The organism is Herbiconiux gentiana (genome assembly GCF_024978135.1).
GTDB lineage: Bacteria > Actinomycetota > Actinomycetes > Actinomycetales > Microbacteriaceae > Herbiconiux > Herbiconiux gentiana.
The window spans coordinates 1-14,137 of record NZ_JANTEZ010000010.1; the positions used below are offsets into that span (position 1 = coordinate 1).

The following is a 14,137-nucleotide window of genomic DNA, read 5'->3' on the forward strand; positions in this document are numbered from 1 at the left end:
GATGCCGCCGTCGTCGCGGATCGCGAGGATCGACCGCACCAGGTGCTGGCGGTAGCCCATGCGCCCGGTGACGCCGTTCATGATGATGCGAAGCGTCTGCGTCGACACGTCGTTTCCGTTCTCTCGGGCTCTCCGGGTGGAAAGCGCTTTCCAGGTAGTTCGACTCTGCCAGACGGGTCCGGCGTTGTCCAGGGGTAGTGGGTGGGGTGTCAGCCCGTCACCGGCGTCCCGGCCGCCACCGCGTTGTGCAGGCGGTCGATGTCGAGCCCCAGCCGTGACGGGCTGGCGATGTTCGTCAGCAGCACGAACGAGACGCCGAGCTCCGGATAGATCCAGAACTCCGTGCCCGCCCAGCCGCCGTGCCCGTAGGTGCGCTGCTCGAGCAGCCCGGGCGCGGCGAAGCGCAGGTTCCAGCCGAGTCCCCAGTCCTGGCCGCGCTCGGCCGGGTAGGGCGCGAGCCGAGGCAGGCCCGTGGTCTGCGGTCGCAGCATGGCGTCGACGGTCGACGAATGCACGACCCGCCGCCCGCCCGCACCCGCACCACCACCAGCAGCACCACCAGCGCCATCCGCCAGCAGCGCCGACCCCAGCACGAGCAGATCCTCGGCGGTCGCGTACAGCCCCGCCCCCGGATGCGCGAGCCTCTGCAGCGCCTGATAGTCCAGCCCCTGCTCGGCCGCGTCGAACACCGGATGCGGATCGCACCCCGCGTCGAACGTCAGCCCGGGCATCCCGGCATCGGCGGCGAGCGCGTCGAGCTCGTGCTGCAGCGACTCCCCCGTGGCGTGCTCGACGAGTGCCTGCACGCCGGCGAACGCGATGGACGAGTAGCGCGACACGGTTCCGGCGGCGAAGTCGGCGTCCGCGCCGAGCAGCGAGGCCTCGAGCCCGAGCGGCGTGTGCAGCGGCGGTTCGGCGATGCCCGAGGTGTGGCTGAGCAGGTGACGCAGGCGCACCGTGTCGGAGCGGTCGGCCCCGAACGCCGGCCGAGCATCCTGAAGCGGGGTCTCGGGGGTGAGCAACCCCCGCTCGACGGCGCGCAGGGCGGTCAGCGCGACGATCGGCTTGGTGATCGAGAACAGCGGATAGTGGTCGCCCGTGCCCGCCACCCGCGACCCGCTCGCACCGAAGGCCTCGAGTTCGAGCACCCCGTTCGCGTCGGCGATGCCGAGCACGGCGGTCGGCAGGATGCCCTCGTCGACCTGCCGCCGGGCCCAGCTCAGGGAATGCCCGTAGCCGCTCATCGCGCCTCCTCGGGAAGGGCGAACACGCGCACCGGGCCGTCGGCGGCCGCGGTCGCTGCAGGGTCGTCGACCACCACGACGAGACCGTCCGCAGTGCGCCACGCCCGCCACCAGGGCTCCACCGCCGAGTCGGCACGGTCCGCTTCCGGCACCGTCACGCGGATGCCCGCCCGCTCGACCATCGACCGCCCCACGGTCGCGGGCTTCACCTCGGCCAGCCATGGCGCCACCCCCTCGAGGGTGCGCCGCTGCACCTCCGGGATCTCGCCCGCCGCCGTCGGACCCACGTTCAGCAGCAGCCGCCCGCCTCGCGACACGACGTCGGCGTAGAGCCGGGCCAGCTCGCGCGGGCTCAACGTCAACGACTCGTCCTCGACGGCGTTGTAGCCGAACGAGAAGCCGAGCCCGCGGCAGTGCTCCCAGCCGAGGTCGGTCTCGTTCGCGGTGCCGCTGTCGTACTCGCTGGTGCGGTAGTCGCCCACCGCGGCGCCCCACCGGTCGTTCACGATGCCCTCGGGGGCGGCAGCCCGGAAGCGCGCCAGCAGCTGCTCGATCGAGGTCGGCCCGGCCGTCTTGCCGGCGTCGGGCCAGTCGATGTCGTTCCAGAGCACCTCGGGCGCGTAGCGGTCGATGAGGTCGGCCACCTGGGCGAAGGCGTAGTCGTTGTAGTCGGCGCCCACGGGCCGGCGGTCGGCGAGCTGGTCGCTGGCGGTGAGCGGCGGATGCTCCGCGAACCCCCAGTCGAGACCCCCCGAGTAGTACACGCCGAACCGCATCCCGGCCTCGCGCACGGCACTCGCGAGCGGCCCGATCAGGTCGCGGCGGGGCCCCCGCGCCACCGTGCTGAGCTCCCCCGCACCCGGAGCGTCCCAGAGCGCGATGCCGTCGTGGTGCTTCGTGGTCGGCACGACGTAGTCGGCGCCGACCGAGGCGAACAGGCGCGCCCAGTCGGCGGGGTCGTAGCGCTCGGCCGTCCAGGCGTCGAGGAGGGCGGCGTAGGGAGCGCCCCCGTAGAGCTCGGCATGCCGCCGCGCGGCGGGCGAGCCCTCGATGCGGATCGTGTTGGCGTACCACTCGGCGTAGGCGTTGTGGGCGAACCACTCCTCGTCGGGCACCGCTCCGAGAGCGCCGCTCGGCTCGGCCCAGGCCGGCACGGAGTAGGCGCCCCAGTGCACGAAGACGCCGAGCGTTGCGTCGCGGGCCCAGGCGGGCAGCGGGCGGGTGAGCACGCTCATCGCGTCTCCTCCGGCCCCAGCACGTCGTCGTCGCCGTCCCCGCGCCGCGGCCGCTCGGGGATCGCCACCAGCGCCAGCACGACGCAGCCGAGCGCCGGCACGGCGAGCGGCAGCAGCTGCCACGTCACGACCACCGCGAAGGCCGCCGTGGCGACCGTGTAGCCCGCACCGGCCGGGTCGCCGCGCAGCGCCGACGGAACCGCGGTGAGGGCGGCGCGCCAGCCGGCATCCGTCGACCATCGACCGCTCGCGGTGAGCAGCACGAGCGCGACCCCGGCGAGCCCCACCCAGCCGACGAGGCCGACGAGCGGGCCACCGGGCAGTGCGCCGGAATTGGCCAGATCGATGTCGAGCACCAGCACGAGCACGAGCGCCGCCGCCCCGAGGGCCACCAGCACTCCCCCGAGCAGCGCGGCCCTGAACTCGCTCCACGCGGTGCCGAACGTCGACTCCTCGGCCCGGAGGAAGCGGCGCATGTGCCCCGCACCCGCCACGAGGGCGGCCGGCAGCGTGACGATCGGCAGCGACACGAGCGTCACGAGGATGCCGACGGTCAGCACCTCCCCCAGCAGCGCGAAGCGGTTGCGGGCGCCAGGGAAGCGCGCGGGCGGAGCGTCGTCGCGGAGCGGACCGCTGCCCGATTCGGCGGCCCGGCGTGCGGCGCGATCGCCCTGCCGGAGCTGTCGGTCGGTGCGGCGGTGCTGCTGCCGGTCGGTCACGGTCATCAGCCCTTGAGCCCCTGCGTGGCCACCCCGTCGACGAGGAAGCGCTGGAACACGATGAAGAAGATCAGGATCGGCAGGAGCGCGAGGAACGACACCGCGACCGTCGCCCCGTAGTCGGAGGTGCTGGTGGCGTCGTTGTAGAGGCGCAGCGCGATCGGCAGCGGGTACTTCTCGGGCGAATTCACGTAGAGCAGCGGGCCGAGGAAGTCGTTCCAGGTCCAGATGAACGCGAAGATCGCGCTCGTGATCAGGGCGGGCCTGATCAGCGGCAGGATGATCGAGAAGAAGATGCGCGTGTGCCCGGCGCCGTCGATGCGGGCCGCCTCGTCCATGTCGCGCGGGATGTTGCGGATGAACTGCACCATCAGGAAGACGAAGAACGCCTCGGTCGCGAGGAACTTGGGCAGGATCAGCGGCACGTAGGTGTCCACCAGCTCGAGCTTCTGGAACATGATGTACTGCGGGATGATGATGACGTGGAACGGCAGCAGCAGCGTTCCGATCATCGCCGCGAACAGCACGCCGACGCCCTTGAACTTGATGCGGGCGAAGGCGTAGGCCGCCAGCGCCGACGAGGCCAGGATGCCTACGACCGCGCTCACGGCGATCAGCAGCGAGTTGCCGAAGAACCGCCAGAGCGGCGTTCCGGCGATGCCGTCGAACACCTTGAGGTAGTTGTCGATCGTCGGGTTGTCGGGAATGAGGCCCGGGTTGGAGCCGAACTCGCTCGACGGCTTGAAGGTTGAGAAGACCAGCCAGACCAGCGGGTACAGGATGATCGCGGTGAGCGCGAGCAGCACGACGAACCAGATGACCGTGCTGACCGTCTTGCGCTTCGGGCGCCGACGCCTCGGCTGCGGCTCGAGCTGGCCCTCGAGGAAGGCGGCCCGGTCGACTTCGATGGTGCTCATTTGTTCTCTCCCGCGTAGTGGACCCACGACTTCGACGTGCGGAACAGGATGAAGGCGATGATCGCGACCACGATCACGAGCACCCAGGCCATCGCCGCGGCGTAGCCCATCTGCCCGTCGGCGAAGCCCCGCTTGTAGAGGTAGAGGGTGTAGAAGTTCGTCATGCCGGCGGGGCCGCCCGAGCCGTTCGAGATGATGTACGCCGAGGCGAACACCTGGAAGGCGTTGATGGTCTCCAGCAGCAGGTTGAAGAAGATCACGCTCGAGAGCATCGGGATGGTCACCGAGCGGAACTTGCGCACCGGGCCGGCGCCGTCGACCTCGGCGGCCTCGTAGAGCTCGCGGGGGATCTGCTTGAGACCGGCGAGGAAGATGACCATCGGGGCGCCGAACTGCCAGACCGCCAGCAGGATCATCATCGGGATGACGAGCGAGACGTTGCCGACCCAGCCGCCGATGTCGATGCCGAACAGACTCAGCGAGGAGTCGACCGGCCCATCGGTGGAGAACATCGCCCGCCACACAATGGCGACCGACACCGAGGCGCCGATCAGCGAGGGAGCGTAGAAGGAGGAGCGGAAGAAGCCGGTGCCGCGGTTGCGGTAGTTCAGCAGCATCGCGATGCCGAGGGCCGCGGCGAGCTTCACCGGGGTGCCGACGAGCACGTAGACCAGGGTGATCTGCACGGACTGCAGGAACTGCGGGTCCTGCGTGAACATACGCACGTAGTTGTCGAAGCCGACGAACTTGGGGTCGGCGAACAGGTTGTACTTCGTGAACGAGAGGTACAGGGAGTAGATCATCGGCCCGAGCGTGAGGCCCAGGAAGCCGATCAGCCACGGCAGCAGGAAGGTGTAGCCCGCCACGTTCTCGCGGCGGTTCGCCCGTCGCCGGCCCGGCTTGGTCGCCGGGTTCTTCGTCCGGCCGCCGCCCTTGGCCGGGCTGCCGGCTGCGGTGCCGGTGGACTGCGACGAGGCAGCCTCTTTCGTGATCGTCACGCGATTTCTCCGATCCCTGTCACGCACTCCGGGCCCGGACACGAGGTCCGGGCCCGGAAGGCGTCGGTGGTCACTGGTTGAGGACGACGTCCATCTCGTTGAAGAACTGGTCGACGGCCTCGTCGACCGTCAGGGTGCCGAAGCCGAGCTCCTGGCCGATCTGGCGGAACTTCTCCTCCAGCGTGCCGGCGCCGACGATCGGAACCGGGGGCGCGTCGCCGAGGCGGTCCTGGATGGACGCCTCGTAGTCGCGGATCTGGGCGTCGAGGCCGCCGAGGTCGGCGCCCTCGAGCTGCGTCTCGGAGGCGGGCAGACCGCGGTTGGTGCCGAAGATCGCTCCGACCTCGGGCGAGTTCACCAGGAAGTTCACGAGCGTCGCCGCGGCCTCGGGGTGATCGGTCTTCGACGAGATGGTGTGCAGCATGGAGGGCTTCAAGTACAGGTCCTTCGCGCCTTCCTTCGTCACCGGCGGGGCCACCAGGCCGAGCTCGGTGTAGCCGTCACCCAGGTTGCCCAGGTAGCCGGCACCGAAGTTGTCCCAGGTCAGCTCGCTCGCGGTCTGCGCGGCGTCGAAGCCCGACAGCGGGTAGATCTCCTCGAGACGCTGCTGCGGGATCGTGTAGGCGGGGTCGCGCACCTCGGCGCCCTGCTCCCAGAACTCGGCGAGACGCGCCTTGTCGAAGCCGGGCTCGCCGTCCTCGCTGAACAGCTGCTTGCCCTCGGCCCGGAGCTGGATCTCGAAGTTCTGGATGCGGGCGGTCCAGTCGGTGCCGCCCGAGATGCCCTGGGCGCCGCCGGCGGTGGTGACCTGCTTCATCCAGTCGGCGTAGTCGTCCCAGCTGCCGCCGCCCTCGTAGCCGGCGACGCCGACCTGCTCGAGGAGCTTCGGGTTGGTGTAGAGGCCCCAGGCGTTGGTGGAGGTCGCGATGCCGGTGGTGGTGCCGTCGACGACCCCGATGCCGAGGATGTTCTCGGCGATGCCGTCGGTCTCGATCGTGCTGCCGAGGTAGGGGTCGAGGTCGAGCAGCAGGCCGTTCTCGGAGTACTGGCGAAGGTAGGAGTAGTCGAACTGCATCACGTCGGGCAGGCCACCGCCGGCCGCCTCGGTCTGGCGCTTCTCCCAGAACTCGGGGAAGCCGAGGAAGGAGCTGTTCACCGTGATGTTCGGGTACTCCTCGTTGAAGGCGGCGAAGGCCTGGTCGTAGAGACCGGCGCGCACGTCGTTGCCCCAGAACGCGAAGTTGAGGGTGACCTTCTCGGCGGGGTCGTAGGTCGCGGCGGGCTCGGAGCCTCCGCCGGCGCACCCCGTGAGGGCGAGAGCGGCGGTGACGCCGATCGCTGCTGCGGCGACCGCCGTTCGGCGCTTGCGAATTTCGAACATCTTTGTCCTCCTGGAAACGTCTGTGTCTGCCCGGTGCCGCGCTTCGCTAGAAAGCGCTTTCCGCCACTGTAAACGAACTGCCCCCGCCGGTCAACACGCTCCGGAAAAACGTTTCAAGCCCGTGCTCCCCTCACGCTCAGCGGCGGCGCGCCGGTGCCGAGAGCCTCCCGGCCAGCACGGCTGCGCCGGCGCCGGCGGTCGCGAGGCCACCCGCGATCGCGGCGATCGGGCCGGCGTCGAGGCCGGTCGCGGCGAGAGCTCCGTCCCCACCGCCGGCCGCGGGCGCGGGCGCCGGCGGGAGCGGGGGGACCGGCGGCGCGGGCGGCGCCGGGGGCGTCGGGGCGTGGGCGAACACCTCGTCGAGCCAGTCGTACACGACCTCGTTGCGCAGCTGCGGCGCCATCGGGGCGCAGTGGAACTGGGCTCCCTCCGCCTCGGTGAAGACATGGGTCGAGATCGAAGCGGCGCCGGTCAGCCAGCCCTTCACGGTCACGTCCTGACCCGAGAAGAAGGTGTCGTACTCGTAGCTCAGCAGCAGCGAGTGGGAGGTGACCTGCGCGAACAACGACTGGTCGGCCGTGTAGCGCCCGATCGCGGCCAGGAGGCCCTCGATGTCCTGGATCACCACGCCGGACAGCGCCTGGGCGTGGAACGCCTGGCCGAAGATCTCCCCGCGCTTGTTCAGCAGGAAGCGGAAGTACGCCTGGCTCCTCTCGGGGCCGAGCCCGTAGGCGGGCAGGTTCGCGTAGACGTCGTTCACCCAGATGTCGTTCGGCAGGCCCTTCAGGGCGTCGTAGGGCACCGTCGGGTCGTTGAACACCGGGTCGGCGACCACGGCCTTGATGCGGTGCTCGAACGCGGCGGCCCGCATCACCAGGAGGCCGCCGAAGCTCCAGCCGGTCAGGGCGACCGCGTCGCGGTCGGTCTCGGGCTGGGCGAGCACGAAGTCGACCAACGGGGTGATGACGTCCTCCCAGTACGGGGTGAACGGGACGTCCTGCTCGAACAGCAGCGACCCCTGGCCCGGCCCCTCGAACATCAGCGCGTTGTAGCCACGCTCCAGGGCGGCGGCACCACCGAAGGCGTAGGTGTCGACGAGCTGGGCGTCGCTGCCGTTGTTCACGATCACCGTCGGCTTCGGGCCGTCGCCCGCGGCACGGGCCCAGTAGGCCGGAACCGTGACCGTGCGGGCGACGGGCGCGCCGGAGGCGTCGGGGAACCTCACGGTCATCGGGATCTCGACCCGGGTCCACACGGGCTGCAGCAGCGCGGCGGCCTCCGCCCAGCAGCGCTGCATGGCGCCATAGAGCTCGGCCTCGCGGGTGGGCGCGTCGGTGCCCAGCACGAAGAAGAGCACGCCGGTGTAGTAGCCGGCCGCGCGCAGGTACTTCGACCGCGCGCTGACGAAGCGGCCCGCCGCCTTCTCGGCATCCGCCTCGGTGGCCAGGCGAGCGGCGAGCGCCTCGAAGGTGGCGTTGTACGGGTCGTAGATCGGCAGGGGCTGGCCGTCGATCGCGGCCATCGCCGCGGTCACCTCCTGGACGCCGGTCGCGACCTCGCCCACCTCGGCCGCCCCGTAGGCGGCCTCGCCGTAGTTGAACTGGGCCTGGAAGTTCAGGTCGGGCTGCTGCGGGAAGGGCGTGAGGCCCGAGACCTCCGTCGGCGCCGGAACGATGGCGGCCGGTGCCGCGGCGCGGGACGTGGGGATCCCGGTCCCGGCGATCGCGGTCGCTGCCGACACTCCGGCCACGGGCTGAGCCGCGAGCACGGCGCCGCCGCCGACACCGAGGGCGGCGAGGCCCAGGAGGTTGCGGCGAGTCAGCGCTCCGCTGGGCGCCTCGACCGCCGCGGTGGTCTCCATCTTCGTCTTCTTGGCCGTCTTCGTCTTCTTCGTCGTGCGCCCGCTCATCGTCTACCGCCCCATCGTGGTCGTCGCGGGCGCCGGACCCCGGCTCACCCAGGCACCCCGAAGCGGCCCCCGTCGTCAAATCTAGTGCCGCGGGTCCAGTGTCACGGACGGTCCGCCACGACGAGGGCTCCGGCGTGCACGGCGAGGGGAGCCGCCTGGAGCCAGGTGATGCGGGACGCCGGGGTGGGGGCGGCGTCGAGCTCGGTGCCCGTCCAGTGGGGGTGGGTGAAGTAGTAGAGGGTGGCCGTGTCGCCGTCGACCACGACGTCGCCATGCCGGCCGACGGGTGCCGCGCGTTCGCCGAGGAGCACGGCGTCGGGGCCGCCCTGGCGCGTCCACGCGACCGCGTCGGTCGAGCGGTAGGCGGCGAATCCGCGCCACTCGTCGACGAGCATCCACCACCACCCGCCGAGCTCGAAGACGTTGGGGCCCTCGTGCGGGCGGCCGCCGATGGCCTCGCCCTCGACGCGCCACTCGTGCTCGTCGCCGAGGTCGGGGCTCGAGGCGACCCAGGTGGTCGAGTCGCGGGCCTCGTCCTTGTACCAGAGTCGCCAGAGGCCGTCGGGGCAGCGGGCGACGCAGGCGTCGATGACGCGGTCCGACGAGAGCGGCAGGGGGCGGATGCGCGTCCAGCGCTCGAGGTCGGGGCTCCGGTACTCGACGATCCGCCGCGCGTGCCCCTCCCAGCGGTCGGGGATGCCCTCGATGACCGAGAGGTACATGCGGTACTGCGTGCCGTCGTGGATCACCTCCGGCGCCCAGTGCGTGTCGGGGCCGGCGAACGGGTCGCTCGGGCGGGGCCCTCGAGCGGGCTCGGCGTCGAGACCCTCCACGATGCCCGCCGCGCGCCAGCTGCGCCCGTCGTCCGAGCGCGCGACGCCGATGCGGCTGCCGTGCACCCACGTCACTCCGGGGCCGGGGTCGGCCGGGCGGCGGCGGGTGTAGAACATCCACCACTCGCCCGTCTCGTGGTGGCGGATGACCGTGGGATCGGCCGCCCCGTCGGTGTCGGGATCGCGGAACAGCGGCTCGAGGAATACCCCGCTCACGGGCGCAGGTCGGTGACGGGGCTCTCCAGCGAGCGCATCCGGTCGGCGTCGTCGCGGAGCGTCGCCGGCGTGACCGTGCGCCCCGTCGCCGCGGACGAGTACAGCGCCGTCACGATCTCGAGCGAGCGAGCCGCACTCGCGGCGACCGCCGGCAGCGGCGCGTTGGAGTGCAGGGCGTCGTACACCTCCCGCACCAGCGGTACGTGCCCGCTCCCCTCCTCCACCTCGGGCAGCCGCCACTCCGGCGCCGGCTCGACCCCGGGCGCCGGCGTGATGCGCCAGTTCTCGTGCCCGTGCCCGTACAGGTGCTCGACGGTGACGGTCGCGAGCTCGGTGTCGATCCGCACCGAGCTCACCTCGCGCGGCGACAGCGCGCTCGTGATCACCGATGCCACCACGCCATTCGCGAAGGTCACCACCGCCGTCGAGACGTCCTCGGTCTCGGTCTCGCGGCCGAGCCGCCAGAGCTGCCCCGACACGCTCGCCCAGTCCCCGAGCAGGTGGGCGAGCAGGTCGAGCTGGTGGATGCCGTGCCCCAGCGTCGGCCCCCCGCCCTCGCTCGCCCAGGTGCCCCGCCACGGCACGTCGAAGTAGGCCTGCGGCCGGTACCAGAGGGTCTGGCAGGTGGCGACGAGCGGGCGGCCGAGGGCTCCGTCGGCGAGCAGCCCCCGCACGTGCGCGGCCGCGGTGCCGGTGCGCTGCTGGAACACGATGGCGAGCTCGCGCCCGGTCGCCGCCGCGGCATCCGTCATCGTCTGCAGCTCGTCGAGCGAGAGCGCGGCGGGCTTCTCGCACACCACGTGAACCCCGGCCGCGAACGCGGCGAGCGCCTGCTCGGCGTGCACCGCGGGCGGCGTGCAGATGTGCAGCACGTCGAGGTCGAGGGCGAGCAGGGCGTCGAGGTCGGTCACGGCATCGACCGGGGGTCCGGATGCTCGGCTCCACCGCTCGGCGAACGCCTGCGCCCGCGCGGGGTCGAGGTCGGCGACACCCACGAGAACGGCCCCGTCGTAGGCGGCGAGGGCCTCGGCGTGCAGCTCGGAGATGCCGCCGGTGCCGACGATGCCGGCGCGCAGGGGCCGCGTGGGCTCTTTTCGCTCACTGTCGGCGGGGGTCGGGTGGGTCATGCGGACTCCTTCTTCGCGAGGGTGACGGCGTGGGCGGCGAGACGGGCCGCGGCGGATTCGTCGAGGGCGCCGTCGGCGATCACCACGGCGTAGCGGGCTCGCAGCTCGGCGCCCGGGGCGACCTCCCACTCCTCGTCGAAGAAGGGGGCGGGGCAGAGTCCGGCGTACTCGGCGCTGCGGGCGAACCACGGCGTCGGATGCCGGGGGTTGCCGGGCAGGTCGATCATGACGATCGAGGAGGAACGGGCATCCGGATGCTCGCCCACGAAGCCGAGCCACGGCGACCTGGTGCCGCGGAACTCGTCGCCGCCTTCGCCGCTGTGCACTGCTTCTGCGTTCGGCGCCAGGATGCGGCCGCCCGTGAACGAGGCCGGGCCGCGCCAGAACAGCCCGCCGTAGCCCGCGTTCGGGCGACCCTCGGTGGTGGGCGAGCCGAGGGCGATGGGCGCGGGGGTGCGGTTGGTCATGGTGGTGTCGAAGACGAGCATCCAGGCCGTGTCGTCGAGCACTTGGGCGGTGAGGCGCCGGGTCTCGTCGAAGAGGGTGCGGCCGTTCTCGGTGACCCAGTCGAGGCGTTCCACGATCTCGGCGCGGGGGCCGTCGTCGAGGCGGTCGAAGCCGAGGTGGCGCTGGCGGCCGTTGTTCGGCAGCTGGACGTATCCCTCGCCACGGCGGTAGCTGGGGCCGCCCCAGAAGTTCTCGTCGCCGACGACCGGCAGCGACCAGGACAGGCCCTTGTGCCAGACGTGATCGGCGGGGCGCAGATCGGTGACGACGTCTCCGGCGAGCGTGCGGAGCGGCGCGAAGTACGGTCGCGGCGACTCGAGCTGCGGGTCGGGCGGCAGCATCACGTACTCGGCGAGCACGCGCGGTGCGGCGGTGGTGCCGTCGGCGGTGGTGCCGTCGCCGGTAGCGGTCGCGGTCGCGGCGGCGGGCCCGGCGGCCTCCGTGCCGGCCTTGACACCGAACAGCAGGCGGTCGGCGGTCTCGGTGATCGTGATGTCGGTCACCGGGGCTCCTGTCGTCGTCGGTCAGGGTGTCGTCGCTGCGTGGAAAGCGCTATCCGCGTTCGAATGTACACGATCAGCGCCGAAGCGCGACCGGTCGACGGCGACCCGCCACCACCTCGACCGGCCAGCGCGGATCGTCCGTGAGGGGCTCGATCCCGGCGGACGTCACGAGCACCGTGTCCTCCACCTTGGCACCCGGGGCGCTCGGGTTCCAGGCGAAGGCGTGGTTCTCCTGCACGACGTCGTCGACCCCGAAGGTGGCCCGCGGGTCACGGCCGGCGTAGCCCGTGGGCCCACCCTGATGGTGCCGCCGCCACTCTCCGGCCTCGAACCCGGCCTCGGCGTAGGCGGCGACCCCCGCCGCGAACACCTCCCCCACCGTCGCCCCGGGCACCGTTGCGTCGAAGAACCGCGCCTCCACCTCGAGCACCCGCCGCTCGGTGTCCCCCACGGCCGATCGCGAGGCGCCGTTCGTCACGACGAGTCCCGCCCCGCCACCCCGCCCACCGGCGGCCCCCGCGTCGCCGGCCGGCACGACGACCCCGACCCCGCCACCCCGCCCGCCGGCGGCCTCCGCGTCGGGTCCCACCGCCGGCTCCCACGCGACCCACCGGGTCGCGTTCGCGATCAGGCCGTGTCTCCGGCCGCACACCACGAGCATCGCCCGCCGCCCGAGCGGCCCGTCGGTGGGCAGCGGATGCCGATGCCGCACCCGCGCGTCCCCGCTCACCAGCACCACCACCGGGTCGATCCCGCGCGCCACCAACGCGCCGGCCAGCACCGCGGCCGCCTCGCGCTCGCTGCTCCCGGGCGTCACGGCCAGCGCGACATCGGTCAGCACCTCGGCGACCTCGGCCCCCAGCCGCCGATACCGCCCCAGCTCCCCCGGCAGCAGCGACGCCCGCGCGGCGCGCAGCTCGGTGGCGACGTCACCCTCGCTGATCAGCCCCAACCGGGCAGCACCCTCCCGCGATCCCACCCGCGCCGCGACCGCCGACTGCGCCACCGGCGCGGCCGCCACCGGCGGCGTCGGCGCTGAAGGCAGCACGGGCAGGAGCGGCTCGTGCCAGGGCACCCGCGTCACGTGCGCGGCGTCGTCGGGGTGGAGCTCCTCAGCGAGCATCCGCTCGGCCTCGTTCTCGAAGACCCGGATCTCGTCGCCACCCGGCCGCACCACCACCGCCGCCACCGGGTCACCCATCAGCGACACGTGGGTGCGCGCGCCGTCGAGGTACCACGTCACCGCTGCGTGCGAGCTGAGGATCAGACCCTCGGCACCGCGGCCGCCGAGCAGCTCGAGCAGCCGAGCGCGCTTGACAAGCCGGTCGGCCGAGCGCGCCACGACGGTCACGCCCCCACCCCCAGCTCAGCGGTGGCGGAGGCGGTGGCCGTCGCGGGGGCGGAGGCGGAAGCGGCGGCGGCAGCTTCGCGGACGCCGGCCGTCCGCCGAGCCTCTGACGGCGGCGCCGTGCTCGTGCGGTGCTCGAGGCGCGGCCGGAAGAGCAGCGCGTGCTCCGACGCCTCCCCCGCGATCAGCGCCCGCAGCCGTGACCACACCTGCGCCCCGAGCTCGCTCCGCGGAACGGACATGCTGGTCAGCGGCGGAGTCGCGTAGCGCGCGAGCGGCACGTCGTCGAAGCCGGCGACCGAGACGTCGTCGGGGATGCGCAGCCCGAGCTCGACGAGGCGCGGCATGAGGCCGAGCGCCACGAGGTCGTTGAAGGCGATCACCGCGGTCGCGCCCGCCCGCACGGCGGTGGCGACGGCGTCGGCGGCGCGGTGGCCGTCGTCCAGGCGGGATCCGCACGGGAGGGCGTCGACGGTCACCCCGGGGTGGGCGGTGACGGCGTCGCGGAGGCCGCGCATCCGCTCGCCCTGGGAGGAGCTGGCGTCGGGGCCCGCCAGATAGACCAGCCGCGTGTGACCGAGGCCGGCGAGGTGGTCGACGAGGTCGCGCATGCCGCGGGCGTAGTCGACGCCGACCGTGGGCACCGCGGGGTCGTCCAGGCTGCGGTTGACGACGACGGCCGGTGCGAGCAAGGGGGCGAGGGCGCGCAGCTGAGGGGCGGGCATCCGCGGGGCGCAGAGCACGATAGCGTCGCAGCGGTGGCGGGCCTCGCGGGCGATCGCGGGCTCTTCGTCGGCCTGCTCGGCGGTGTCGGCGACGAGCACGCGGTAGCCGTCGGCCGCGGCGGCGAGGCTCAGACCCTTCAGGATGCCCTGGAACAGCGGGTTCTCGAGGTCGGGCACGACCATCGCGACGGTGTCGTTGCGTCCGTGCACGAGGCTCCGGGCGGCGATGCTCGGGGTGTAGCCGAGGGCCGCGACGGCGGCGTGCACGCGGGTGGCGATGGCCGGGTCGACGTTCTGCTTGCCGTTCAGCACGCGCGAGACGGAGGCCTGGGAGACGCCGGCGCGCGCGGCGACGTCGGCGATGGTGGCGGGTCTGGTTCGGTCGGCCATCTGTCCTCGAGTGCTGGCGGCGGCGTCGGTGGGAAATCGCTTACTCACTGTAGCCGCGCGGTTGCCGCGGGGGCCAGTGCTCGCT

Annotated in this window: 12 protein-coding genes; all 12 read right to left on the reverse strand. The window is 72.5% G+C overall.

What is annotated here, in order from left to right:
- Positions 1-209: 209 nt before the first annotated feature.
- Complete coding sequence (locus NVV95_RS17035) at positions 210-1,244, reverse strand: serine hydrolase domain-containing protein (RefSeq protein ID WP_259487755.1); 1,035 nt, start codon at positions 1,242-1,244, stop codon at positions 210-212.
- On the reverse strand, positions 1,241-2,479 hold the full coding sequence (locus tag NVV95_RS17040) for an alpha-L-fucosidase (protein ID WP_259487756.1): 1,239 nt from the start codon (positions 2,477-2,479) through the stop codon (positions 1,241-1,243). The genes NVV95_RS17035 and NVV95_RS17040 overlap by 4 nt, the downstream gene beginning before the upstream one ends.
- A complete protein-coding gene (locus NVV95_RS17045; protein WP_259487757.1) occupies positions 2,476-3,204 on the reverse strand; it encodes a DUF624 domain-containing protein in 729 nt (242 codons plus the stop codon). Before NVV95_RS17045 ends, NVV95_RS17040 begins: the two co-directional genes overlap by 4 nt.
- Positions 3,204-4,115, reverse strand: a complete 912-nt coding sequence (locus NVV95_RS17050; RefSeq protein WP_259487758.1) for a carbohydrate ABC transporter permease — start codon at positions 4,113-4,115, stop codon at positions 3,204-3,206. Before NVV95_RS17050 ends, NVV95_RS17045 begins: the two co-directional genes overlap by 1 nt.
- Complete coding sequence (locus tag NVV95_RS17055) at positions 4,112-4,981, reverse strand: carbohydrate ABC transporter permease (RefSeq protein ID WP_259487822.1); 870 nt, start codon at positions 4,979-4,981, stop codon at positions 4,112-4,114. The genes NVV95_RS17050 and NVV95_RS17055 overlap by 4 nt, the downstream gene beginning before the upstream one ends.
- A gap of 202 nt (positions 4,982-5,183) precedes the next feature.
- A complete protein-coding gene (locus NVV95_RS17060; protein ID WP_259487759.1) occupies positions 5,184-6,494 on the reverse strand; it encodes an ABC transporter substrate-binding protein in 1,311 nt (436 codons plus the stop codon).
- 136 nt (positions 6,495-6,630) lie between these two features.
- Complete coding sequence (locus tag NVV95_RS17065) at positions 6,631-8,403, reverse strand: alpha/beta hydrolase (RefSeq protein WP_259487760.1); 1,773 nt, start codon at positions 8,401-8,403, stop codon at positions 6,631-6,633.
- A gap of 101 nt (positions 8,404-8,504) precedes the next feature.
- Positions 8,505-9,452: a glycoside hydrolase family protein gene (locus tag NVV95_RS17070; RefSeq protein ID WP_259487761.1), complete on the reverse strand. Its 948-nt coding sequence runs from the start codon at positions 9,450-9,452 to the stop codon at positions 8,505-8,507.
- On the reverse strand, positions 9,449-10,579 hold the full coding sequence (locus NVV95_RS17075; protein WP_259487762.1) for a Gfo/Idh/MocA family protein: 1,131 nt from the start codon (positions 10,577-10,579) through the stop codon (positions 9,449-9,451). The genes NVV95_RS17070 and NVV95_RS17075 overlap by 4 nt, the downstream gene beginning before the upstream one ends.
- Complete coding sequence (locus NVV95_RS17080; RefSeq protein WP_259487763.1) at positions 10,576-11,589, reverse strand: DUF6807 domain-containing protein; 1,014 nt, start codon at positions 11,587-11,589, stop codon at positions 10,576-10,578. The genes NVV95_RS17075 and NVV95_RS17080 overlap by 4 nt, the downstream gene beginning before the upstream one ends.
- A 73-nt stretch (positions 11,590-11,662) precedes the next feature.
- Positions 11,663-12,940 (reverse strand): M24 family metallopeptidase, encoded by a 1,278-nt coding sequence (locus tag NVV95_RS17085; RefSeq protein ID WP_259487764.1) that lies wholly within the window; start codon positions 12,938-12,940, stop codon positions 11,663-11,665.
- A complete protein-coding gene (locus NVV95_RS17090; protein WP_259487765.1) occupies positions 12,937-14,052 on the reverse strand; it encodes a LacI family DNA-binding transcriptional regulator in 1,116 nt (371 codons plus the stop codon). Before NVV95_RS17090 ends, NVV95_RS17085 begins: the two co-directional genes overlap by 4 nt.
- Positions 14,053-14,137: the final 85 nt, after the last annotated feature.